Origin of the sequence: Aliidiomarina quisquiliarum (assembly GCF_023922585.1) — a bacterium.
GTDB classification, from domain to species: domain Bacteria; phylum Pseudomonadota; class Gammaproteobacteria; order Enterobacterales; family Alteromonadaceae; genus Aliidiomarina; species Aliidiomarina quisquiliarum.
Map to the genome: position 1 here is coordinate 152495 of NZ_JAMFTN010000021.1, position 25145 is coordinate 177639.

Here is a 25145-nt window from a genome sequence, read left to right on the forward strand (position 1 = left end):
GTTAGTGGTCTGCTAATCTGCTTGACAACGAGTTGATAAAAAACAACAACAATATACAAAAACTCAAAGATTTATGTTTGAATGGTTTTAAAGCTTGCGCTTGTGCGACTGTTCAGACATGATTTTTGGAAATTACTAGCCAGGGACTCCAGTTCCAGGTAACGCAGGATAGGTGGCAACAACAATGAAAAAAATGACATCTGTGTATAGAAAACTACCTCTCGCTTCGGCTATAGCGCTTGCTGTTGCTATGCCTGCTGTGAACGCAGCGAGTTTCGACATCGGTTCGGTGAATGTTGAGTTCGACTCAACTTTCTCGCTTGGTGCGCAATGGCGTGTACAAGACCGCGAGATGCGAGTGATACAGCCAGGTAACATGGCTGGTGGTGGCGGGCAGTCGGCCGTAGCCGACGATGGTAACCTTAACTTCGACAAAGGCGACTTAACGTCGTTTGTATTCCGTGGTGTGCACGACATTAGTATTACGGGCAGTGGTAATACCGGTGCGTTCGTGCGTTTTAACTACTGGTATGACGATATTCTTGAAAATAAGAATATGCCTCATGGTCATACGGCGAATAATTATACGCCCAACACGCGCTTAAATAACGACGCATTTGATAAATACTCGAAGGGCAGTGGGGTTAACCTGCTCGACGCCTTCGTATATACCAGTTTCGATATTGGTAGAATGCCAGCCGACTTACGGGTTGGTCGCCAAGTAATCAGCTGGGGTGAAAGTACCTTCATTCAAAATGGTGTGAATGCGGTTAACCCAGCCGACGTAAACGCGTTACGTCGCCCAGGTGCTGAATTAAAAGAAGCACTATTACCAGTGGGAATGGTCACTTTTTCACTCGGCTTAACAGAAAGTTTAAGCTTAGACACCTTCTATATGTACGAGTGGGACAACACCAAACTAGACGGTTGTGGTACCTACTTCTCGTCGGTAGACATACTGGGTGGGCCAGGGTGTAACAAAGTAACGCTTAACCCTAAAGTGGGTGCAAATACTATTCTTGGCGACAAAGAGTCGGTTGAAGCGGGCTTATACGTTGCCCGTGCAGACGACTTAAGAGCAAGTGATAGTGGTCAATTTGGTGTGTCATTCCGTTATTACGCAATGAACTTAGACACCGAGTTTGGTTTTTACTACTTAAACGTGCACAACACGGCGCCTATTATTTCAGCCTACGACTGGCGCACTCCGGCTATCAGCAATAACGTAGTGTCGACCCTAGGGCCGCAGTACTTTGTTGAATGGCCAGAAGACAACGAAATATTTGGCGTTAGCTTTAGTACCACGCTAGGTACTTGGTCGTGGAGTGGTGAAGTAAGTTATCGCCCAGCACAAGCGGTACAAATTAACACCACAGAAATACTAACGGCAGGGCTACAGCCTAATGTGCCAAGTAGTTTCTTGGTGCGTATTGCCGATGCACGGCCAAATGGTATACCAGTAGGCGGTCATGCCCGTGGTTACGAAGAATTAGAAGTATGGCAAGCGCAAACCACCTTCTTACAGTTCTTTGACCAAGTGTTAGGCGCTCAGCGGGTTACCTTTATTGCTGAATTAGCCATGAGCCACGTAGCCGACTTACCTAGCCTAGACGTACAGCGCTTTGGCCGTAACCCGGTATATGGTAAGTGTTTCACTGCTGCCGACGCTGCTGCTAACCCAGGTATAACAGCCGGTAACTGTGAAGGTTTTGTAACTAGCACTTCTTATGGTTATCGTACCCGCTTACAGTTTGAGTACTCGAACGCCATTATGGGCTGGAACTTAACCCCGGCCATTGCTTTTGGTCATGACGTAAGTGGTTACTCGCCAAATACCAACTTCATTGAAGGACGCCGCAATCTTTCGTTGATAATGGGTGGTAACTATATGAGTAAGTATAGCTTCAACCTTTCGTACAGCCGCTTCGACGGAGCTGACTACGACCCAACGCAAGACCGCGACTTTGTTTCTGCGAGCTTTGCAGTGTCGTTCTAAAAAATAGAAAGTACATGCTTAAAAAACCAGCTATATGCTGGTTTTTTGTTTTTATGCCTTTTTAACAGCTCAAAAGCTAACTTGACATTAGGTACAGCGGACACTAGTTTAGTATGAAAAGTGACCACTTTAACCCATGTGCAGCAAACCTTCAAAGCTCTGGGCAGGTTAATGGCCACATTAACAACAACGCTGATTAAGCCGTTCGGCGCTTCTTAAGGTAAGAAAAACATGATGAATATGAAATTACTTATCCTAGCGAGTTTGAGCGGATTATTATTAAGTGGCTGTAACTGGAGCTCAAGCTCTACGCCAGATACTGCGGTTGATCCAATAGAAGAGGATACTCAGCAGGAGCTGCTGCCGAATATTTTATTTATTGTTGTGGATGATGCAGGCGTCGATCAGTTTGAAGCCTTTGGCTATGGTGGTGCAGTACCCGCCGCTACCGATAACATAAATGCCATTGCGCAGGCTGGTGTACGCTTTAGAAATACCTGGTCGATGCCAACTTGCTCTCCCACACGAACAAGCTACTTTGATGGCCGTTATCCTTTCCGCAACCAGGTTTACAACGCCATTGTTTCGAATACCCTCGCAAACTCGCAAATGTCACCTTACCGAGCAACGGTTCCTAAGTTATTGCGTGAACACGCCAATTACCAAAGCGCTTTGATTGGTAAAATGCACCTAACAGGTTCTGACCTTGGTCCTGATAACCATCCTTTAGGCGACAGTGCGCTACATAGCCTTGGCTGGGATTACTTTGCCGGCTACTTAGACGGCGCCCCTTACCCAGTTGACAGCACCGCTGGTGGGGTAGCGCCGCAAGGTACCTACCAGTGCGGTTTTGTACCAAATACCAAGGCCGACGCCATGGCCGGTGCCGACTTTGGCATGTGCTACTTAGCCAATGGCGAACATATATTAATGAATGATACCGCGCTGTTTCCTACCCCGGGCCGAACTTGTATGGAACAAGGGGGTATATTTGATCCGAAACAAACAGAATACAGCGTAGCACGACACGCAGAATTACGCTTTGATAACCAGAATGGATTTTACACGGCAGAATGGAAAATAAGCCGCGCCGACGGTAGCACAGAAACCCTTACGGCCGCTGATCCGCGCGGCCGCGGCTACCGCACCACACAGGAAGCAAATCGCGCTATTGCTTGGATAAAACAGGCCCAACAGGACACCGAGCGGCCATGGATGTTAACCCTTGGCTTTGCAGCTTTGCATACACCCTTGCAACCCCCGCCGGCCCACTTGCTGCCTAATCCTGAAGCCGAAGAAAGCTTGCTTGGGTGTGGCACGCCAGTAGCGTCGGCACTGGCCGATGTAGGCGTGGTTGACCCCACCAACGTAGCCAATGCAGTACAACAACGCGTCATTGCCCAGCACATGTTAGAAGCGGTAGACCATGAAATAGGGCGGTTATTAGAAGAAACTGGTATAGCTTTACGTAATAGTTCGGGAGACCTTGAATACAACCCTAATAGCGACACAGTTATTGTATTTACTACCGACAATGGTACCTACATGCCCAGCGTAAAATTACCCTTTGACCCCTTGCGGGCCAAAGGTACCTTGTACCAAAGTGGCGTGTGGGTGCCTTTAATTGTTACTGGGCCAGTGGTGGAAGCGCCGAATCGAGATGTGGGACACATGGTCAATAGTACCGACTTATACCGACTATTTTTAGATATTGCTGGCATAGACACAGAACAATTAGCCACTACCATGGAAATAGACGCGCAACCAGTAATGCCGTACTTAAGTTATGTAGACCAACAACCCATTCGCAGCACTAACTTTACTGAATTAGGTACCAATAGCGCTCGTGAAGCCGCTCCACCTTGCGTTATACCGCAGGCCAATGTGTGTGTACAAATATTTCCCCAAGCGCAGGTATGCGAAGATCAAGGTGGCAACTGGTATGGCCCAGGTAGCGATGCGAACCCGCAAGGGTTTAGCTCTTGTTGTGCTGTAAACGACTGGCTGGCTGCTGAAGGCAAGGCGCCAACAGAACTGTTTCCAACCGAGCAGCGTGCCATTCGCAGCGCTGGGCATAAATTGCTGCGGGTTAGTACGTTAAATTGTGCAACTAATACCTTAGTTAGCAAAGAAGAGTTTTATGAAATAAATGAAAGCCCCTATACCAGTCAATTAAAACTAGATAGGGCCGAGAGTGATTTGTTAGCCTTGTTCGCAGAAAACCAGTTAACTGCAGTGCAGCAACAGCAGTTAAGTTTTTTACGTAATGAACTCGACAGTTTATTGGCAACCCAAGTAAGCTGCCCAGGCGACGGTAATGGCGACTTGTTAGTCGACAATACAGACATAGAGCAATGGGCATATTGGAGTGATCCAGAGCAGGGTGGTGGCTTGTCGAGTTGGTACGACTTGAACCACGATGGTTTAACCAACGAGTTAGACAAAGAAATTATCATGGCGAACTTAGGAAACATATGTGAGTAGTAAAGCAGTTGTAAACAGTGGGCAAGAAGGTTACTTAGCTAATTTTCCAACACCATGGCAGCCGTTATTGGCCGATGAAACATTCCGTACACAACTAGCTACCACGTGGCAGGCAGTACAAGCAGAACGGGAACAAGGTCAACAGGTGTACCCTACCAACGATCAAGTGTTTGCCGCTTTAGCGGCTGTTGCCCCTGAGCAAGTGCGGGTGGTTATTTTGGGCCAAGACCCTTATCACCAACCGGGGCAAGCACATGGCTATGCGTTTTCGGTGCCTTACGGCATTAAACCGCCTCCGTCGTTGAAGAATATGTATAAAGCCTTAGTTAAAGACATAACTGGTTTTTCAGCCCCACAGCATGGTTGTCTTGAAACTTGGGCGCAACAAGGGGTGTTACTGCTAAATACGGTACTTACGGTGCGTGATAGCGAAGCCGCTTCACATCAAAGCTTAGGTTGGCAAACCATTACCCGCAGCATTCTGCAACATGTTGCGAATGGCCCGCCGGTGGTGTTTATGTTGTGGGGCAAACATGCTGAGCGCACTATGCAAGGTATCGATATAAGCCAACATGGCGTATTAACGGGGGTACACCCGTCGCCTTTGTCGGCCTACCGCGGTTTTTACGACCAACAGCACTTTATAAAGGCTAACGAGTTACTAACAAAGCAGGGGCGAAAGCCAATAAATTGGCATTTGCCAGGCTAAAACCAAGTGCTGCGAGCTACTTACTAAGCAATTGTTGTTCAATTGTGTCAAATTGTTTTAAGTTTCTGATTTTTGTGGTATAAAGAGTCTGTGCAAGGTTGTTGGTTAATTTCAATAGAAGCACTGTTGATAGTACTCTTATTAAAAAAAAGCAGTAATAACAAGGAGATTTCTATGGACAACTCTGAAGAACTAAAAAATACCGAGGCAAAGACGAAAGGACGGAGTTCCAAACGCAAGTGGCGTGAAATAGAAATGCTAAAAGAGCGCCATAGTTTACTGAAAGAGCTTGAAGATATTGATTATTGCTTTGACTACGATTTAGACGAGCTAGAGCTTTAACAGTACAAACAAAAACGCCGACATAATGTCGGCGTTATGTTTTTTAGCGCATATTACGCATGCATGCTCAGGGTTATTAGTCTAATAAAGACTCTGGTAGCTCTTTGCGCATTTTAATCAGCATCGACTGAATTACTTTTTGGTTGGCAGCAACAATATTGCCCGACTTTTGATAATTCATACCACCCGCAAAGTCGGTAACCATACCACCAGACTCACGCACCAATAGCACGCCTGCCGCTGTATCCCATGGGTTTAAGCCAGCTTCCCAGTAACCATCTAAGCGACCACAAGCAACGTAAGCAAGATCAAGTGCCGCAGAGCCAGCCCGGCGCATATCGGCAGCTTCTTCAAAGAAGCTGGCAAATACTTTCTGGTAGTCGGGCAAAATATGTTTCATGCGAAATGGAAAACCGGTGGCCAACAAGGTGCCTTCAAGGTTTTTAGCGCCTGCTACACGGGTTCTAAAACCGTTTAGCTGAGCACCTGCACCACGGCTGGCGGTAAATAGCTCGTCGCGCAAGGGGTCATAAATGGCAGCGTGGTGCGTAACGCCTTTAACGGTAAGAGCAATTGAAACGCAGAAGTGGGGAATTCCGCGCATAAAGTTGGTGGTGCCGTCGAGCGGGTCAATTACCCACTGGTAATCAGCATCTTCACCCACAATAATGCCCGACTCTTCAGCCATAATGCTGTGTTTCGGATACGATTTTTGAATGGTCGCAATGATAGCCTCTTCAGCGGCTCTGTCTACGTTGGTGACAAATTCGTGTAAAGACTTCGATTCAACTTCTAAGTTTTGCGGGTTACCATAAGCTTTAGTGATCACCCGGCCGGCCACGCGCGCTGCGCGAACCGCAATATTTAACATTGCGTGCATGCTGATTTCCTGTACTGGCAAAGAACGTATTAATGGCGCGATTATAAACAATCAAAAGCCCATGCGCAATGCGCACGCACGGTAGTCATTAAAAGGCATGTTGTGATAGGATTGCGCGGCCATAAAACAGGGTGCTGAAATTATGCTCGATAATGTACGAATTGTGCTCGTGAATACTTCCGATCAACGCAATATAGGTTCGGCGGCGCGAGCCATGAAAACCATGGGAATTAGCGATTTAGTATTGGTTAATCCCAAAGAACTACCCGACAGTAAAGCGTCGGCCTTAGCCGCAGGGGCCACCGACATTCTTGCCAAGGCTCGAGTGGTTGCAACCTTGTCTGAAGCTATTGCCGATTGCCAGTTAACCTTTGCCGCCAGTGCTCGTAGCCGTACCCTCGACTGGCCCATGACCACTCCGCGAGAAGCAGCCGCAAAAGTTCTTCAAGAAGGGCAGCAAGGCACGGTAGCCTTGGTTTTTGGCCGTGAAGCAACGGGGCTGACCAACGAAGAATTACAACTTTGCCACTACCATACGCATATTCCAGCTAATCCAGAGTATAGCTCGCTAAATTTAGCCATGGCGGTACAAACCTTGTGCTATGAAGTGCGGGTGGCTTATTTAGACGCCAAGCAAAGCCACTTTCCTGAAGCGCTGGGTGACTATCCTACTGCTGGCGAAATGGAAGGGTTTTATATGCATTTGCAGCGTGCTATAACTAACTCAGGCTTTATTGTGCGCAACCACCCAGGTAAGGTAATGAATAAGTTACGTCGGTTATATACGCGTACTCGGCCCGATAAAAATGAATTAAACATATTGCGTGGTATATTGACCTCGTTCGAACGTAACAATAAGTCTAATAATTAATATAATTTAATGAGCCTAAACTATGAAGCGTCCTATTTATCTTGATTATGCGGCCACAACGCCTGTGGATCCTGCTGTTGCTGAAAAAATGATGCAGTGCCTTACCTTTGAGGGCAATTTTGGTAACCCTGCGTCGCGCTCTCATCGGTTAGGTTGGCAAGCAGAAGAATGTGTCGACGAAGCCCGCCACCAAATAGCTGAACTTATTCATGCTGACCCACGTGAGATCGTGTTCACTTCTGGTGCTACCGAATCGGACAACTTAGCCATTAAAGGCGCCGCTGAATTCCACCAAGACAAAGGTAAACACATTATTACCGTGTGCACAGAGCATAAAGCGGTTTTAGACTCGTGCGCTGAGCTTGAACGCCGTGGTTTTGAGGTAACTTACTTGCCGGTGCAAGCCAATGGCTTGCTTGACCTAGAGGTAGTTCGCGCTGCTTTTCGTGCCGACACAATTTTATTAAGTGTTATGCATGTAAATAATGAAATTGGTGTTATTCAAGACATTGCTGCGCTAGGTGCTTTATGCCAAGAAAAAGACGTATTGTTTCATGTGGACGCAGCGCAAAGCGTAGGCAAAATTCCCGTTGATGTGAATGCGCTAAAGGTTGATTACTTGTCAATTTCAGCCCATAAAATGTATGGTCCAAAGGGCATTGGGGCGCTTTATGTACGCCGTAGCCCGCGGGCCAAGTTAAACCCACAAATACACGGCGGCGGGCATGAGCGTGGCATGCGTTCAGGCACCCTAGCACCGCATCAAATTGTTGGCTTCGGTGAAGCGGCGCGCCTTGCTAAACAACAGCAAGCTAGCGACATGGCACGTTTAACTGCGCTTCGCGATAGGCTATGGGCAACTATTCAGTCGCTTGGCAATGTAACTTTAAATGGCGACTTAGAACACGGCATTGGTACTTTACTGAACGTTAGTTTTGGTGGTTTGTGCTCCGACAGCTTGGCTATGAACTTAGCCGACATTGCCGTGTCGTCGGGTTCGGCCTGTAACTCAGCAACAGTCGACCCTTCATTTGTACTGTTAGCCTTAGGCAGAGAGCGCGAACTTGCCCTCGCTGCCATTCGTTTTAGTTTAGGCCGACACACCACAGAGGCTGATATTGCGGCAGTAGAAGCAATATTACTTGAAGCTATTCCGCGCTTACGTGCCAGTAAACCCTTGTGGCTCTAGGTTAATTTAATCTTTTAGCTTGGCGGCAAAGGTGGCACGGAACTTTGCTAACTTTGGCGCAATAACTGCCGCACAGTAAGGTTGTTCAGGGTTACGGGCAAAATAGTTTTCATGGTGAAGTTCGGCGGGGTACCAATTATTTAGTGGTACCACTTCGGTAACCAAGGGTTGCTCGAAAAGCTGGTCGGCAGTTATTTCAGCTATAATAGCGCTAGCCGCTGCGTGCTGCTCTTCATCATGATAAAAAATTACCGAGCGATACTGCGTACCAATATCGTTCCCCTGACGATTCAGTTGGGTAGGATCATGAATAGCGAATAACACTTCAAGCAATTCACGATAGCTGATGAGGTTTTCGTCGTAGCTAATTTGCACCACTTCCGCATGGCCGGTTGTGCCCGTGCATACTTGTTCGTAGGTTGGTTCACTCACATGGCCGCCGGCATAACCAGAAACAACAGTGCTTACGCCCTTTAATTGTTGAAAGGCGCCTTCCGTGCACCAAAAACAACCACCACCGAATGTGGCAACTTTATTCTTTGACATGATTGAACCTTAATGCTGAATGGAAGTGTAGACGTCTATACTAGAGCATGAAGGGAGCAATATTCAAGGGGAAAATTACCGCTGTTACAATTTGCTGCGCTTGCCAACATGAATAGCAGCAAAAAGTTTTTGTTAGGAATAACGCTGCAGATCACGTATAATTTGCGCGACTTTATAATCGCTGGGTTGTAAGGGCCGAGCGAGCCTAACGAATTGGAGTAATGAACATGGCTTTGGAACGTACACTTTCCATTATTAAGCCCGACGGCGTGGCAAAAAACGTTGTTGGTGCAATTATAAATCGTTTTGAAACGGCTGGCTTACGCGTTGTCGCCCAAAAAATGATGCATTTAAGCAAAGAAAAAGCAGAAGGTTTTTATGCAGAACACGCAGAGCGCCCATTCTTTGGCGCCTTAGTTGAGTTCATGACTTCTGGCCCTATCGTTGTGATGGCGCTAGAAGGCGAAGACGCAGTGCGCAAAAACCGTGAAATTATGGGTGCAACAAACCCACAAGAAGCTGCTGCAGGTACCTTGCGTGCAGACTTCGCAGAAACAATTGACGAAAACGCTGTACACGGTTCTGACGCAGTTGAGTCGGCAGCACGTGAAATTGCGTACTTCTTCAACGACGAAGAAATTTGCCCACGCACTCGCTAAACAAAAATCTGTCGTATTAGCACAGCGTGTGTAAAAAAGGGGCTTCGGCCCCTTTTTGACCATCAGTCAGCTTGTTGAAATATACCGAGCTGCAGGACCAAATGATTATTAGCAAGAGGTAGTTATGACCACCAAGAAGAAAGTAAATTTACTTGATCTGAACCGTAGCCAAATGCAGGTGTTTTTTGCCGACTTGGGGGAAAAAGCGTTTCGTGCCGATCAGGTAATGAAGTGGATCTATCACTACTGTGTTGATGACTTTGAGCAAATGACCAATTTGAATAAGGTGTTGCGTGCCAAACTCACCGACATTGCTGAAATTAAAGCCCCAGAAGTGAAGACACGGCAAGAGTCGAGCGACGGCACCATAAAGTTTGCCATGGACCTAGGCGACGGCCAGGAAGTAGAAAGTGTATGGATACCCGAAGCGGGCCGAGCAACCTTATGCGTATCGTCGCAGGTGGGTTGCGCCCTAGAATGTCCTTTCTGCTCTACGGGCCAACAAGGCTTTAATCGAAATTTACGAGTTGCTGAAATTATCGGCCAAGTGTGGCGGGTAAATAAAGAGCTAGGTGCCTTTGGCGACACCAATGTAAAAGCTGTTACTAACGTTGTTATGATGGGTATGGGCGAGCCTTTATTAAACGTGAAGAACGTAGTGCCAGCCATGGAATTAATGATGGACGACTTTGGCTTTGGGTTGTCGAAACGTCGTGTCACCCTTAGTACATCGGGTGTTGTGCCAGCCCTTGACTTGTTACGTGAACAAATTGACGTAGCGCTGGCTATTTCATTACATGCACCAGACGACGAACTACGCAATGAAATTGTGCCTATTAATAAGAAGTATCCTATTGCCGAGTTTTTAGAGTCGGCACGACGGTATGTAGAAAATTCGAAAGCACAATCGAAAGTTACCGTTGAGTATGTCATGCTAGACCATGTGAATGATTCTACCGATCAAGCACATCAGTTAGCTAAGGTACTGGAAGGCACGCCAAGTAAAATAAATTTAATACCGTTTAATCCGTTTCCAGGCACCGATTACGGGCGTTCCAGTAATTCTCGTATCGATCGCTTCGCAAAGGTATTGATGGAGCATGGATATGTGGTTATGGTTAGAAAGACCCGTGGCGATGATATAGATGCAGCCTGTGGACAGCTCGTAGGTGATGTGGTAGATCGCACCAAACGCTTATTAAAAAAACAACAACGGCAAAAAGGTGGCCAGGCAATTGCTATTAAAGCAACGTCCTAGCAAGCAAGGAGCGTAACATGCGCACCATGGATGGTATGGCGAAAATCAGGCTCTCATGACAGTAGAAGATGAACGTATAAACGACGAGAATGTTAGTACAGCAGCTGTAAGTGCACCACGAATATTTCCTGGTGACTTACTGCGTACGGCTCGTGAAGCAAAAGGCTATACAACTCAGCAAGTGGCAACTCACTTATGTTTGCGACGCCAACTTATTGAGGAAATTGAAGCTAGCAAATTCGACCCCAAGGTTGCAGCAACCTTTATTCGAGGTTACCTCAAGTCTTATGCTAAGTACGTAGGGGTGTCAGAAGCTGAAGTGTTAACTGCTTATGACGATTTAACTTTGGATAAACCCAAGTTAGACGACATGCAAAGTTTTTCCCAAAAAAAGGCGATTGAAAAACAAGACAGTCGCTTAATGCTTATTACTTATATTATTGTTGCCGTGTTAGTGGCTTCTTTTGTGTTATTTCTTTGGCAACAATCGGGAGACGACGAACAGGCAGTAACAACTGAACAACCGGTTCGCACGGAACCTGCGAACGCAAAAACCATGGCTTCTGAGCGGCAATCTGTTACACAGCAACAGCCAATACCACAGCCCGAGCCTAAGGTGGCAGAACAGCCTATAGCGCCCGTTGAGCCAAACGAGCAGGCTTTACTAGCAGAGCCCACGGAAAGTAATGCAGCGGTTTTGGAGGCTAGTAGTGCAGAGCCTGAGAGCACTGCAACCGCAGTGGAACAACAACCTGCGCAGCCCAGAATGAATACTGCGGTTAATCGCACAGGAACTTTCTTAGAAGCTGCCGATCCCCTGGCGGGCGACTTAGTGCTTTACTTCCGCGACCAAAGTTGGGTTGACGTTAGAGACTACGCCGACAATGACCGGGTGTTAGCGGTGGGCATTAAAGAAAAAGGTTACAATATGCCACTAGGTGGAGCCGAGGCCTACAGTGTTATTCTTGGTGCGCCGAATGCAGTAGAAATATATTATCAAGGCCAACGTGTTGACTTAAGTGAACTGCCCAGAAATCGAGTTGTTCCGTTTCGCGTGCCTACATTACAGCCCTAAATATTTGAGTAGTAATTCATGAGTACCACAGTGGATATTCCAAGACGTAAAAGCCGTCGAATTTATGTTGGTAACGTACCCATTGGCGACGGCGCCCCCGTTGCCGTGCAGTCGATGACCAACACAACAACCACCGATGTGGCCGCAACTGTTGCCCAAGTTAATGCAATTGCTGCAGCTGGTGCCGACATTGTGCGCATTTCTGTACCCACCATGGACGCCGCTGAAGCCTTTAAGCTAATTAAACAACAAACCACAGTGCCGTTAGTGGCCGACATTCATTTTGATTACCGTATTGCCCTAAAAGTGGCTGAATATGGGGTGGACTGTTTACGCATTAACCCAGGCAACATTGGTAACGAAGAGCGTATTCGGGCCGTGGTCGACGCAGCCCGTGAACGCAATATTCCAATTCGTATTGGTGTTAATGCGGGTTCACTGGAACGTGATATTCAAGAAAAATATGGCGAGCCTAATGGCGCCGCTTTAGTTGAATCGGCCATGCGCCATGTAAAAATATTACAGCGGCTCGATTTCCACGACTTTAAAGTAAGTGTGAAAGCGTCAGACGTGTTTCTGGCTGTTGAGGCGTATCGCTTATTGGCCAAAGAAATTGACCAACCCTTACATTTAGGCATTACTGAAGCCGGCGGTGCCCGTAGTGGTGCAGTAAAATCGGCCATTGGTTTAGGCTTACTACTGGCTGAGGGCATTGGCGACACCTTGCGGGTGTCGCTGGCAGCAGACCCAGTAGAAGAAGTAAAAGTAGGCTTCGATATTTTAAAGTCGTTGCGTATTCGTTCACGCGGTATTAACTTTATTGCTTGCCCAAGTTGCTCACGCCAAGAATTCGACGTTATCGCCACCGTTAATGCTCTCGAGCAACGGCTTGAAGACATTACCACGCCACTTGATGTTTCCATTATTGGTTGTGTGGTGAATGGTCCAGGCGAAGCATATATTTCCCACATTGGGTTAGCTGGGGCAAAAACTCGTAGCGGATTTTATGTAGACGGTGAACGCCAACGTGAACGGCTAGATAACCTCGATTTGGTTGATCAACTTGAGGCACGCATACGAGCTTACGTAGCGCGTACCAACGATACGAATAAAATACCGGTAGTAGATACGACAAATGTAGGTTAACCGCACCTGCGAGGTTTTACCTCCCCGTCTAAACACCCTATAATGCCGACACTTTTAAATAGGAAGGCTGTTGCAGTGGCAAAGCAAATTCAAGCAATTCGTGGAATGAATGATATTCTGCCCGACCAAACCGGTCGTTGGCAGGCTTTAGAGTCGGTTATTCGCCGCTTGGTGGCTAGTTATGGCTATAGCGAAATTCGCATGCCCATTGTTGAGCAAACCGAGCTTTTTAAGCGTTCTATTGGCGAAGTAACCGACATTGTTGAAAAAGAAATGTATACCTTCGACGATCGTAATGGCGAAAGCCTTACGCTACGTCCGGAAGGTACGGCAAGCTGTGTGCGCGCGGGTAACCAACATGGGTTACTGTACAACCAACAGCAGCGGTTATGGTATATGGGCCCTATGTTTCGTTATGAGCGCCCGCAAAAAGGCCGCTACCGCCAGTTTCATCAGGTAGGGGTGGAAAGTTTTGGTATTGCTAGTGCCGACATAGACGCCGAGCTTATAATTATGACTGCGCGGTTATGGCGTGACTTAGGTATTGCCGACCATTTAACTTTGGAACTAAATTCCTTAGCATCGAATGAAGCACGGGCTGTGTATCGACAGGCACTAACGGACTATTTGCGCGAGCATAAAGAACAGCTCGACGAAGACAGCGTGCGTCGCTTGGAATCGAACCCATTGCGTATACTCGACTCTAAAAACCCAGCCATGGCCGACATGCTCAGCGCTGCACCAAAACTGTCTGCATACTGGGACGATGAGTCGCGTGCACACTTTCAAAGTTTATGTGCTCGGTTAGACGCCGCTGGCGTACCCTACACGCTAAATGAACGTTTGGTACGTGGGCTTGATTACTATAACCGCACAGTATTTGAGTGGGTTACTGACAGCTTAGGCGCCCAAGGTACAGTGTGCGCTGGTGGCCGTTACGACGGTTTAGTAGGGCAGTTAGGTGGCAAAGACACTCCAGCCGTAGGCTTTGCCATGGGTCTAGAGCGTTTGGTTCTAATGCTAGAAATAGCTAATACCCTACCCATTGCCGACACGGTACAGGTTTATATTGCCGTAGGCGGCGATAATGCGGAACTTCCTGCTCAAGCTGTTGCCGAAAAACTGCGCGACCATTTCCCTGGGTTACGGGTTCATTTGCATTGTGGTGGCGGTAATTTTGGCCGGCAGCTAAAGCGCGCCGACCGTGCGGGTGCAACCATCGCTATTATGTTAGGCGAAAGTGAAATAGCTGAAAGTACTTTCACAGTAAAATATTTACGCGAGCAGCGCGAACAGGTATCGGTGAACTGGGCTGGGTTGCAGGCACTTATTGAAGTATTAGGTTTAATATAAAGAGGACTGGCACGTGGATAACGATGAACTACAAGAAGAACAGGTAAAAAAGTTTATTAAAGAATACGGCCCATGGATTGTTGCTGGTCTGGTTATTGGCTTGGGCTCGATGTTTACTTGGCGTAATTATCAAGCGGCGCAAGACAGTGCAGCGCAAGCGAAAACCAGTGCCTATGAGCAAGTGCTCGAACAATTACAAAATAGCGACGGCTTAGCCAATACCGAGTTTGCAAATACCGCATTAACTGAATTTGAAGGCAGCTCTTATGCGGCACTAACCCGCATGCAGTTAGCCGCAATTGCGGTAAACGACGGCGATTTAGACGAAGCCGCACAGTTGTTGTCGATGGCAATTAAGGAAACCTCGCGGGTTGAATTACAAAGCTTAATTTCTTTACGCTTAGCACGGGTTGAAATTGCTAGGGGTGAGTTCGAGCTAGCACAAAAAGCTTTGGCTAATGTGGCTAACGACGGTTTTACCGCCTTGAAAAAAGAAGTAGAAGGCGACTTACTGTTTGCCCAAGGGCAATTAAGCGCAGCAAAAACGGCTTACGCACAGGCCATAGGTTTGTCAGCCAGTGGTGCTAACCCTTTCTTGCAAATGAAACTAGATAATTTGGCGGCTAACTAATGAATCATGCGCTTAAGTTATTGCTGACTGTTGTTGCAACGGCAGTGTTTTTAGTGGGCTGTTCATCGAACGATGTTCAGCAACGTCATGCAGACTTACAGGCATTTACGCCCAGCATTAAAGCCAAAGTAGTGTGGAAAACACGCGTTGGGCTTGGCAGTGAAGAGCATTTCACGGCCTTGCAACCTGCTTACAGCGACGGTGTAGTGTATGCCGCTGAACGTTATGGCTTGTTAATTGCTCACGACGCAAAAACGGGTAAGCGCCTTTGGCAGCAAGATTTTGGCGGCAAAAAACGGTTTTTTGAACATTTTCCTCGGGGAGAGTCGGCGCGCTTGTCGGCGGGCCCAGTCATTGTAAATGATCGTATTTACTTATCGTCGGAAAACGGTGTGGTGTACGCACTGAATAAAAGTAATGGTGAAACCCTTTGGCAAACCCAGGTGAAGGGCGAAGTAATGAGCCCAGTTGCTGTGGGCGAAGGCTATGTGGTTGTGCATTTAAGTAATGGTTATTTAGTGGCCTTGCGCGAAACCGACGGGGTGGAACAGTGGAGCTTCGAAGAAGACACCAGTTTGTTGTCGCTGCGTAGCGTTTCACGTCCTGCTATTACTAGTGGTGGTGTGGTAGTTGGCACCAGTACGGGTAAACTTCAGGTATTATTACTCGACAGTGGCCGCCTTGCTTGGGAAGAGCGAATTGTTATACCCACTGGCTCGTCAGACTTAGAACGCATGACCGATGTAGATGGTAGCCCGTTGATTGTTGGCGACACGGTTTATGTGTCAGGTTATAACGGTCAAACGGTTGCATTAGAATTACGCAATGGTGAAGTGCTATGGAAACGCGAGTATGCCAGTGCTAGCGCGCCGTCACTGATACGTAACCGCTTGTTCTTAATTAGCCAAGAAAGCCATGTGGTTGCACTCGATAGAATATCGGGTACAGAATTATGGCGGAATAACGACTTGCACTACCGCAGCTTAACCGATGTAACCCTGCACGGCGACTACCTTGCCGTGGGTGACCGTTTTGGTTATATGCATTGGTTAAATCGCCTGACCGGTGAATTAGTTGGGCGTATTAAGCTAGACGAAGGCGATGCCATTCGCACCGCTCCAGTTCAAGTTGAAGAAAACCTGGTGGTGCAAAGCGCCGCCGGCCGTTTATATTTAATTAAGCAGCTCGAAGCCAACTAGGCCGAGCTCGCCAAAAGGACGTTTCATGTTGCCAGTTGTGGCCATTGTTGGCCGCCCTAATGTGGGTAAGTCCACATTGTTTAACCGCTTAACCAACAGCCGCGACGCGCTCGTGGCTGACTTCCCCGGCTTAACGAGAGATCGCCAATACGGCTCTGCTCGTTACGACGGCTATCAGTTTATTGTAGTAGACACGGGCGGTATTCAAGGCGACGAAGAAGGTATTGACCGGCTTATGGCAGAACAGTCGTTACAAGCTGTGCATGAAGCCGACCTGGTTTTGTTTCTTGTTGATGCTCGTGATGGCTTAACCGCTTCCGACGAGTATTTAGCCGACTACCTACGTCGTCAAGAAAAAGAAATTCGCTTAGTGGCGAACAAAGTCGACGGCATTGACGGCGACTCGGCCAGTTCCGACTTTTATAAGCTAGGCTTAGGCGAAGTATGGCAAATTGCTGCGGCTCAAGGTCGTGGAGTAAGTAAGTTAATGAAGTTTGCCCTCGAGCCTTTGCTTGAGCGCTTTCCTGATCTTATCGAGCCAGTTGCTGAGCCAATCGACATTAATGAAGACAGTGGCTTTACCGCGCCCGACCCAGCCACGCCCATTAAACTAGCTATTGTTGGTCGCCCAAATGTGGGTAAGTCGACACTTACCAACCGTATTTTAGGTGAAGACCGAGTAGTGGTATTCGACGAGCCAGGTACAACTCGCGATAGCGTATATATACCCATGCAGCGCGATGGCCAAGAATATATTTTAATTGATACGGCGGGTGTACGCCGTCGTGGTCGCATAGACGAAGCAATAGAAAAGTTCTCGGTTATTAAAACCTTACAGGCCATTGAAGACGCCAACGTAGTTATTATGGTGGTCGACGCCCGTGAAACCATTAGCGACCAAGACCTAAGCCTACTGGGCTTTGTGTTGAATGCAGGGCGCTCAATTGTAATTGCGGTGAACAAGTGGGACGGTTTAGAAACAGACGCCCGGGACTGGATAAAGCAAGAGCTCGACCGTCGCTTAGGCTTTGTCGACTTTGCCCGCATTCATTTTATTTCTGCTTTGCATGGTACCAACGTAGGGCATTTATTTGAGTCGGTACAAGAAGCCTATGCCAGTGCCACACGGCGAGTAAGCACGGCGAAGCTTACGGCTATTATGGAATCGGCTATTGATGAACACCAGCCACCACTGGTACGTGGGCGCCGCGTAAAAATGAAATACGCACATGCTGGTGGCTATAACCCACCGCTTATCGTTATTCATGGTAACCAAGTAACCAACATGCCAGAAAGTTATAAACGTTACTTAACTAACTATTTTCGCCGATCCCTCGAACTTATGGGTACCCCGGTTAAAATAGAATTCCGTGCGGGCGATAACCCCTTCTCGGGCCGCCGCAACAAGCTAAGCTTGTCGCAGCAGCGTAAGCGCAAACGTATGATGCGCTTCGTTAAAAAATAACCTTTCATTATTGCGCTTGTGGCGGTGCATCGTGGCCATCAAGCGCTTCCACATCAATACTGTCGTATTGGTAGTCGCTGAGGCAATAGTCGCAGGTTAGTACTAACTTACCGTCTTGGGCAATAATTTCCCGCAATTCGTCGCGCGCAATCGACCGCAAAGCCGTGGCAGTACGCTCGCGAGAGCAACCACAATAAAAGCGCACCTGTTCCGCTGGGTATAAATGAATATCTTCCTCATGGTACAGGCGGTGTAAAATGTCGGTTACACCAAGGCTAAAAATTTCTGCTTGGGTTAAGGTGTCGGCCAAAGTTGCTAAATGGGTAAAGCTTTCGCCTTGATTATTGCTAGCAACGTCGGTACTCGCGGCGGGTAATACCTGCAGCATAAAGCCAGCACATTGTTGTAGTGTGCTGTCGGCGTGCAGCCAAATGCGAGTTGGCAACTGTTCCGACTGGGTAAAGTAGTCTTCTACGGCACTGGCCAAGCTGTCGCCTTCAATTTTTACCATACCTTGGTAACGTTCACCTTGCTCGGGGGTTAAAGTTAACACCAATAAAGCATCGTCACCCAGCATTGCCTGTAACGAAGAGTCGTTAATTTCTGCGCGCACCCGAGCTAAACCACGTAACTTCTGGTCGTGGCGGCCATTAACAGTGGCAAAGTTTAGCGGCCCACTACCTTGTAATTGCACATTAATATGCCCTTTAAATTTCAAGGTGGCAGTAAGCAAACTGGTCACTGCAAGTAACTCACCAAGTAGGTTTGCCACTGGGGTTGGGTAGTCGTGTTTGTCGCATAGGGCGCTATAGCTCGACGACAATTGCACCAATTCGCCACGCACATCGTGATCGGCAAAAGTAAAACGGTGTATTTCGTTTAGGGCCTGGGTATTGGAAACAGTAATGCCATCAGTCATAAAATAAAGCCTATTGATTTTTGAATTTAATAAGTTCGCGCCGCTGTTTACTGTTCGGGCGCTGTTCAGGGTGCGGATTATACAATGCATTAGCCTTGCGGGCGGCGGCATTTTCTTCCCGTTTAGCCAAGCTAGCAGCAGACTCTTGGTAAAGCTCGGCAGCTTTAGTGGCATTGCCGCGTTGCTCGCTTAAACCTGTTACGGTAACAGTCATACGATCATAGCCTCGGGGCACAATAATAATAGCATCTAGCTCTACTATTTTAGCCGGCTTTGTGCGCTGACCATTATATTGCACCTTGCCTGCTTGTACCGCCGTGCGCGCTAAACCTCTGGTTTTAAAAAAACGCGCAGCCCATAGCCATTTATCAAGCCGAACTTGTGGTGCCAACGAGGATTGTTGCGACATAAAGGAACGTTCTCCAAAACAAAGTACCTAAGCTTTACCAAGGTAGATTATAACGCTGAATACCATTATATTTTATTTGTTCAGTGTAACATGGCACTCACCAAGGTGGGTTATTTGCGGCCAAGCAGACAACTTTAATTGCCAAAAAACATGTTAATAGGTTGTTGTATGGTTGTTGCCGCGTGCAACGCAGTATAGAATGACCCGCTAACTTATAAGAATTAAAAGAACCGTGGCACAAGTGATAACAACGCTTACATCAGCTTCAACAACATTAATAGGCCGGCTTCGTTCGGCGCAGTTTATTAGCCCGCTTGTTACTGGTTTAGGGTTGGTTTTTCTGCTGTTTGCCGCTTGGTTGCTGGCCCAACTAACGTGGCGGCTAGTAATGCCGGTAGGGCCGCCAACTCTCATGCCGCTTAGCGCCACGCCGGTAACCTCTATCGAAGTGGCGCAGCTCGATCTAAGCCGAATACAGGGGTTGCATTTATTTGGTAAAAAAGGTGCTGAGGTTAGCCGGCCCAGCACCAACGAAGCGCCTGAAACCACCTTAAACATTCGCTTAGTTGGCGTTACCGCCAGTAACAACCCGCATTTGTCTGCTGCAATTATTCAACAAGGCTCGGAACAAAGTACTTATATTCCAGGCGACACCATTAGTAGCAGTAGGGCAGTGGTGAAAGAAATACGTAGCGACCGGGTTTTGTTAGAACATAATAATCGGTTAGAAACCTTATGGCTTGAAGGCCGCGATGGCAGTGAAGTGGCCTTGGTGCTACAAACACAGCCCGTGCAAGCCGCACCAGCCGCTGCACCAGAAGAAGTAAACTTAACTACACGGCAGTTGGAAATTTTAGAAGTTATTAGCATTTCCCCGCAGCAAGGTGAAAACGGCCTTGTGGGTTATCGGTTAGCACCCAAAGCAAACGAAGCCATGTTTCGTGAATTTGGTTTACGGCCCGGTGACCTTGCAGTAGCAATAAACGGTTACGACTTAACCAATATGGCTGAGGCCTTAGAACTGATGACTCAGCTTGAAGGGCTAACGCAGGCGCAAGTGCGCATTTTACGAGATGGAGAGTATGTAGATATTGAGATCTACATACCAGCAGAGTAGGTATTAGTAATGCATGTATTAAAACGACTCACATGGTTGTCATTCGCCGTCGCTTTATTTTCCTTGCCTGCCAGTGCGCAAGACGATGAGTTTTCAGCTAGCTTTCGAAATACTGAAATAAATGAGTTTATTCAGGTGGTTAGCCGTAACTTGGAAAAAACCATTATTGTTGATCCGGAAGTGCGCGGTCGGGTAAACGTGCGTAGCTACGACGTTATGTCGCGCCAAGAATACTACCAATTCTTTTTAAACGTGTTGTCGGTATATGGCTATGCGGTTATTGAAATGGACACCGGGCCGCTTAAAGTCATTCGTGACCGCGACGCTAAAAATGCGCCATCTTATGTAGCTGAAGGCGACGAGCGCATGGGCGACGAATGGGTAACCCGTGTTGTGCCCGTTGAAAACGTTTCCGTACGTGAACTAGCGCCCTTACTACGGCAGTTAAACGATCAAACCTCCGGTGGCGCGGTAATGAACTACGACGTGTCGAATGTCATTATGATCACCGGCCGAGCGGCAAACGTTAATCGGTTAGCAGAAATTATTCGTCGCGTAGACCAAGTAGGTAACCAAGAAGTTGAAATAGTTGAATTAAAATACGCTTCGGCGGGTGAAATGGTGCGCATTGCTCAAAGCGTGTTTGCCCAGCAAGGCAGCAACACCCCAGAAATGCTAGTGCCGCGTTTAGTGGCCGACGAACGCACCAACCGAGTATTAGTTAGCGGAGAAGATCGCGCCCGCGAACGGGTGGTACGGCTAATTAAACAACTCGACCAAGAAATGCAAACCAGTGGCAACACCCGGGTATTTTATTTGCGCTATGCCAAAGCGGAAGAAATGGTGGCCCTGCTACGGGGCATGACCGCTACCCTTATTGCCGAAGAAGAGCGCGCCTCGTCGGGCGGTACAGGAGCCGCACAACGAAATCGCCGTGGGGCAGCAGAAGTAAGCATTGAAGCCCACGAGCCCACTAATGCGTTAGTTATTACCGCCCAACCAGACATGTTACGGGCCATTGGCGACGTGGTTGGGCAGCTCGACATTCGGCGAGCTCAAGTATTGGTTGAAGCTATTATTGTTGAAGTATTTGAAGGCGACGGCACCACCTTCGGTGTGCAGTGGGTGAGTGAAGACTACGGCATGACACAATATTCCGGCAGCGGCATGGTACCACTTGGCCAGTTAGCTGTTGGGGTAGAACAGGCCCGAGACCGCCCAGGAGCAGAAGTTACCCGGGTGGACAATGCAGGAAACCAGTACACTACCCGCGAACCAGACCAAAAAGGCGACTTGTCGCTATTGGCTAACTTACTCGGTTCGGCTAACGGATTGTTATTTGGTACCGTGCAAGACAGCTGGGCCGCAGTGGTGCAGGCGGTAGCAACTAATACCAACTCGAATATTCTGTCGGCGCCTAGTATTACCACGTTAGATAACCAAGAAGCCGTGTTCTTAGTGGGCCAAGAAGTGCCTACCTTAACTGGTGCTACTGCAGGCTCAAGTAACGACAACCCATTCCAAACCGTCGATCGGCGTGAAATTGGTATTCGCTTACGGGTTACCCCACAAGTAAACGAAGGCGACTCGGTGCAGCTAATGATAGAGCAGGAAGTGTCGAGCATAGCCGGAACCACCAGTGTCGACGTTATTTTTAATAAACGCGAGCTAAAAACAACCGTACTAGCCAACGACGGCGACACCATTGTGCTGGGTGGCTTAATCGACGAAGACGTGCAAGAAAGCTTGTCTAAAGTACCGCTTCTTGGCGACATTCCTATTCTTGGCCATTTGTTTAAGTCGACCAATGTAACCACGCGTAAACGTAATTTAATGATTTTTATTCGCCCTACGATAGTACGCGACGACGGCACCATGTCTGGCTTAAGCCAGCGCAAATACAGCTATATTCGAGCCCAACAGCTAATGCAGCAAGATCGTGGCATATCCTTACGAAGCCGCGACGTAGTGCCAGTATTACCTGACTGGCCAGCCGACCGACCGCTGCCAGAAAGTTTTGAGCAGCTGCTGCGCGAACGCCAAAATTCGACTGGCAATAATAATGACGAAGCACAGCACCATGACCACTGAAACCACCACTGAACAAAGCACTGTTGCCCACAGTGCGCTGCCCGCAGATGCGCAATTAGCCGCCCAACTTGAGGCTGTTGGTAGGGGGCAGCAGCCAGTACGTATTCCGTTTTCATTTGCTAAGCGGTTTGGTGTGGTACTAGTGTGGGAAAACGAAACTCCAGTGGTGCATACCCGCGAGCAGGTAGAATTAAACGTGCTGCACGAAGTGCGGCGTATGTTAGACAGCTCGTTTACGGTGCAGGTGCACCCGAGCAGTGAATTCGACGCTATTTTAGGTTTGGCCTATCAGCGCGACTCGTCGGAAGCTAAGCAGCTAATGGAAGACATTGGTAACGAAGTAAACTTGTTTTCTTTGGCGGAAGAGCTGCCAAAAACAGAAGACTTATTAGCCAGTGAAGACGACGCCCCAATTATTAAATTAATTAACGCCATGTTAAGCGAAGCCATTAAAGAAGGCTCGTCGGACATTCATATAGAAACCTTTGAAAAAGACTTAATTATACGGTTTCGTATCGACGGTGTGTTGCGGGAAATATTACGCCCGCACCGAAAGTTAGCCTCGCTGTTGGTAAGCCGTATTAAAGTTATGGCACAGCTTGATATAGCCGAAAAACGGGTACCACAAGACGGTCGAATTTCGCTCCTTATTGCCGGTCGTGCTGTCGACGTGCGGGTGTCGACCATGCCGTCGAACCATGGCGAACGAGTAGTATTACGTTTACTCGACAAAAACAACGCCCGTTTAGACCTCGCCCAACTGGGCATGACCGCCGCTAACCGCAGTATGTTTGGCGAACTTATTCATAAGCCACACGGTATTATTTTAGTGACTGGGCCTACGGGCTCGGGTAAAAGTACTACTTTGTATGCGGGACTGTCGGAAATAAACACCAAAGACCGCAACATACTCACCGTTGAAGACCCCATTGAATATGCCTTAGAAGGTATTGGCCAAACTCAAGTAAACCCCAGAGTAGACATGACCTTTGCCCGTGGCTTACGGGCCATTTTGCGCCAAGACCCCGATGTAGTGATGGTGGGTGAAATACGCGACACGGAAACCGCACAAATAGCCGTACAGGCCAGTTTAACAGGGCACTTGGTGCTTTCTACTTTGCACACCAACACTGCCGCAGGTGCGTTAACGCGTTTGGAAGACATGGGTATAGAGCCTTTTCTATTATCGTCTAGCCTGTTAGCGGTGCTGTCGCAGCGGTTAGTGCGCAAACTTTGCCAAGACTGCCGCGAACAACATGAAGCCAGCGACGAAGAAATGGCACTGCTTAATTTGCCCTTAGCCACAACAGCAACTTGCAGTGAAAGGCCTAAAATTTATCGCGCCGTGGGCTGTGCCAGCTGTAATGCCTCGGGTTACCGTGGCCGAACTGGAATTCACGAAATGCTAGTGGTCGACGAAACCGTACGCGAGTTAATTCACCATGGTAAAGGTGAACAAGACATTGAACGCTACGCCCGCACTAAATACGCCAGTATTCGACAAGACGGCCGCGACAAAATTTTGCAGGGCATTACCAGCCTTGAAGAAGTCATGCGGGTAACGCGGGAGGAATAATGCCAGCCTTCGCCTACCAAGCCCTTGATGCCGCCGGTAAGAAAAAAAGCGGTGTACTAGAAGCCGACACGGAACGCCAAATTCGCCAGCAACTGCGCGAACAGGGCCTGTTCCCTGTGCATGTTGAACTTGCTGCCGCCGCCGAACATAGCCCAAAGCGCAAACGTAGTTTATTTCAGCGGGGTATTAGCACGCCGGATCTCGCTCTTATTACCCGCCAGCTGGCCACCTTAATAAACGCCGCCTTACCTATCGAGCAAGCGCTTTTAGCGGTGGCTGATCAAACGGAAAAACCGCGCTTACAAAAAATGCTCATGTCGGTGCGTAGCCGAGTAGTGGAAGGTTATAGCTTGGCTGAAGGCTTACGCGACTTTCCAGCAATTTTCGACGACTTATACTGCGCCATGGTGGGCGCCGGGGAAAAGTCGGGGCATCTCGACGAAGTGCTAGAACGCCTAGCCGACTACACTGAGCAGCGGCAAATGATGAAAAGCCAAATTGTGCAGGCGTCGGTGTATCCTGCAGTACTTACTTTAGTGGCAATTGCCGTAGTTAGCTTTTTATTGGCCGTGGTGGTGCCTGAAATTGTTGATCAGTTTACCGACATGGGCGCGGAACTCCCTATGGTAACGCGGGTTCTTATTGTTATCAGCGACTGGATGCAGGCCTATGGGCTTTATACGCTGTTGGCAATTATTGTTTTAGCCCTGCTATGGGGGCGCTTGTTACAACAACAAAAGTTCCGTTACCAGGTGCATACACGGCTACTTTATATGCCGGTAGTAGGTAAGCTAGTTCGCGGCGTAAGTACTGCCCGCTTTGCCCGCACCTTAAGTATTTTAACCGCGTCGGCCATTCCTTTGTTAGACGGCTTATTAATTACTTCGCAGGTAATGAGTAATTTACGAATGCGCGAGGTGGTAGAAGAAGCCGCCGATGACTTGCGTGAAGGCTCTAGCTTGCGAGCGGCTTTAGGCAAAAATAAGCTATTTCCACCAATGATGTTGCACATGATAGCCTCTGGTGAACGCAGCGGCGAACTAGAACAAATGCTACGGCGCTTGGCCGACAACCAAGACAACGAGTTCTCGAATGTAGTGAATGTCAGCTTAAAAGTGTTTGAGCCTATGCTCATTGTTACCATGGCAAGTATCGTATTATTTATTGTGTTGGCTATTATTACGCCAATCATGAATTTGAACCAACAGATAGGATTGTAATTATGCGTGT

The 25145-nt window shown here is 48.0% G+C and carries 22 protein-coding genes; 18 read left to right on the forward strand and 4 right to left on the reverse strand.

Going from position 1 to position 25145, the window contains the following annotated elements; translation table 11 throughout:
* The first annotated feature begins 184 nt into the window (after positions 1 to 184).
* The 4 genes from M1L23_RS08720 to M1L23_RS08735 all read left to right on the forward strand — a co-directional run bounded on the left by M1L23_RS08720 (position 185) and on the right by M1L23_RS08735 (position 5531).
* Entirely contained in the window at positions 185 to 1996 is a 1812-nt protein-coding gene (locus M1L23_RS08720) for a DUF1302 domain-containing protein (protein WP_252626942.1), read from the forward strand.
* Positions 1997 to 2227: 231 nt separating this feature from the next.
* Positions 2228 to 4480 (forward strand): sulfatase-like hydrolase/transferase, encoded by a 2253-nt coding sequence (locus tag M1L23_RS08725; protein WP_252626943.1) that lies wholly within the window; start codon positions 2228 to 2230, stop codon positions 4478 to 4480.
* A complete protein-coding gene (gene ung, locus M1L23_RS08730) occupies positions 4473 to 5189 on the forward strand; it encodes a uracil-DNA glycosylase (protein WP_252626944.1) in 717 nt (238 codons plus the stop codon). The genes M1L23_RS08725 and ung overlap by 8 nt, the downstream gene beginning before the upstream one ends.
* 174 nt (positions 5190 to 5363) lie before the next feature.
* Complete coding sequence (locus M1L23_RS08735; protein WP_252626945.1) at positions 5364 to 5531, forward strand: DUF3545 family protein; 168 nt, start codon at positions 5364 to 5366, stop codon at positions 5529 to 5531.
* Between the two features lie 76 nt (positions 5532 to 5607).
* Here the strand turns inward: M1L23_RS08735 and suhB are convergent, their stop codons facing one another.
* Positions 5608 to 6411 (reverse strand): inositol-1-monophosphatase, encoded by an 804-nt coding sequence (gene suhB, locus M1L23_RS08740; RefSeq protein WP_252626946.1) that lies wholly within the window; start codon positions 6409 to 6411, stop codon positions 5608 to 5610.
* 142 nt (positions 6412 to 6553) lie between these two features.
* Here suhB and trmJ point away from each other — a divergent pair, with 142 nt between their 5' ends.
* Both trmJ and M1L23_RS08750 read left to right on the forward strand, forming a co-directional pair.
* Positions 6554 to 7282: a tRNA (cytosine(32)/uridine(32)-2'-O)-methyltransferase TrmJ gene (gene trmJ / locus M1L23_RS08745; RefSeq protein ID WP_252626947.1), complete on the forward strand. Its 729-nt coding sequence runs from the start codon at positions 6554 to 6556 to the stop codon at positions 7280 to 7282.
* 22 nt (positions 7283 to 7304) lie between these two features.
* Positions 7305 to 8471: an IscS subfamily cysteine desulfurase gene (locus M1L23_RS08750; protein WP_252626948.1), complete on the forward strand. Its 1167-nt coding sequence runs from the start codon at positions 7305 to 7307 to the stop codon at positions 8469 to 8471.
* 6 nt (positions 8472 to 8477) lie between these two features.
* Here the strand turns inward: M1L23_RS08750 and msrA are convergent, their stop codons facing one another.
* Positions 8478 to 9017 carry a peptide-methionine (S)-S-oxide reductase MsrA gene (gene msrA / locus M1L23_RS08755; protein WP_252626949.1) on the reverse strand — a complete coding sequence of 180 codons (540 nt, stop codon included), beginning with the start codon at positions 9015 to 9017 and terminating at the stop codon, positions 8478 to 8480.
* 227 nt (positions 9018 to 9244) lie between these two features.
* Between msrA and ndk the strand changes: the two genes are divergently transcribed.
* The 8 genes from ndk (at position 9245) to der (ending at position 17803) form a co-directional block, all read left to right on the forward strand.
* Positions 9245 to 9676 (forward strand): nucleoside-diphosphate kinase, encoded by a 432-nt coding sequence (ndk, locus tag M1L23_RS08760; RefSeq protein ID WP_252626950.1) that lies wholly within the window; start codon positions 9245 to 9247, stop codon positions 9674 to 9676.
* Between the two features lie 124 nt (positions 9677 to 9800).
* On the forward strand, positions 9801 to 10934 hold the full coding sequence (gene rlmN / locus M1L23_RS08765; RefSeq protein ID WP_252626951.1) for a dual-specificity RNA methyltransferase RlmN: 1134 nt from the start codon (positions 9801 to 9803) through the stop codon (positions 10932 to 10934).
* 55 nt (positions 10935 to 10989) lie between these two features.
* Entirely contained in the window at positions 10990 to 12009 is a 1020-nt protein-coding gene (locus M1L23_RS08770; protein WP_252626952.1) for a RodZ domain-containing protein, read from the forward strand.
* 18 nt (positions 12010 to 12027) lie between these two features.
* Positions 12028 to 13155 (forward strand): flavodoxin-dependent (E)-4-hydroxy-3-methylbut-2-enyl-diphosphate synthase, encoded by a 1128-nt coding sequence (gene ispG, locus M1L23_RS08775; RefSeq protein WP_252626953.1) that lies wholly within the window; start codon positions 12028 to 12030, stop codon positions 13153 to 13155.
* 75 nt (positions 13156 to 13230) lie between these two features.
* Entirely contained in the window at positions 13231 to 14508 is a 1278-nt protein-coding gene (hisS, locus tag M1L23_RS08780; RefSeq protein ID WP_252626954.1) for a histidine--tRNA ligase, read from the forward strand.
* Positions 14509 to 14521: 13 nt separating this feature from the next.
* Complete coding sequence (locus M1L23_RS08785; RefSeq protein ID WP_252626955.1) at positions 14522 to 15139, forward strand: YfgM family protein; 618 nt, start codon at positions 14522 to 14524, stop codon at positions 15137 to 15139.
* Entirely contained in the window at positions 15139 to 16338 is a 1200-nt protein-coding gene (bamB, locus tag M1L23_RS08790; RefSeq protein WP_252626956.1) for an outer membrane protein assembly factor BamB, read from the forward strand. Before M1L23_RS08785 ends, bamB begins: the two co-directional genes overlap by 1 nt.
* 25 nt (positions 16339 to 16363) lie before the next feature.
* Complete coding sequence (gene der, locus M1L23_RS08795; protein ID WP_252626957.1) at positions 16364 to 17803, forward strand: ribosome biogenesis GTPase Der; 1440 nt, start codon at positions 16364 to 16366, stop codon at positions 17801 to 17803.
* A gap of 7 nt (positions 17804 to 17810) precedes the next feature.
* Here der and hslO read toward each other — a convergent pair whose 3' ends face one another.
* Entirely contained in the window at positions 17811 to 18722 is a 912-nt protein-coding gene (gene hslO / locus M1L23_RS08800) for an Hsp33 family molecular chaperone HslO (RefSeq protein ID WP_252626958.1), read from the reverse strand.
* A 10-nt stretch (positions 18723 to 18732) separates the two neighbouring features.
* Entirely contained in the window at positions 18733 to 19131 is a 399-nt protein-coding gene (hslR, locus tag M1L23_RS08805; protein ID WP_252626959.1) for a ribosome-associated heat shock protein Hsp15, read from the reverse strand.
* Positions 19132 to 19363: 232 nt separating this feature from the next.
* Between hslR and gspC the strand changes: the two genes are divergently transcribed.
* The 4 genes from gspC to gspF are packed head-to-tail and all read left to right on the forward strand — an operon-like array spanning position 19364 to position 25135.
* The gene (gene gspC / locus M1L23_RS08810) at positions 19364 to 20248 is read left to right on the forward strand and encodes a type II secretion system protein GspC (RefSeq protein ID WP_252626960.1); all 885 of its coding nucleotides are present in this window, start codon (positions 19364 to 19366) and stop codon (positions 20246 to 20248) included.
* Between the two features lie 9 nt (positions 20249 to 20257).
* The gene (gspD, locus tag M1L23_RS08815) at positions 20258 to 22339 is read left to right on the forward strand and encodes a type II secretion system secretin GspD (RefSeq protein WP_252626961.1); all 2082 of its coding nucleotides are present in this window, start codon (positions 20258 to 20260) and stop codon (positions 22337 to 22339) included.
* The gene (gspE, locus tag M1L23_RS08820) at positions 22311 to 23915 is read left to right on the forward strand and encodes a type II secretion system ATPase GspE (RefSeq protein ID WP_252626962.1); all 1605 of its coding nucleotides are present in this window, start codon (positions 22311 to 22313) and stop codon (positions 23913 to 23915) included. Before gspD ends, gspE begins: the two co-directional genes overlap by 29 nt.
* Positions 23915 to 25135, forward strand: coding sequence for a type II secretion system inner membrane protein GspF (gspF, locus tag M1L23_RS08825; protein WP_252626963.1), 1221 nt, complete (start codon positions 23915 to 23917; stop codon positions 25133 to 25135). Before gspE ends, gspF begins: the two co-directional genes overlap by 1 nt.
* The last annotated feature ends 10 nt before the right edge of the window (positions 25136 to 25145 follow it).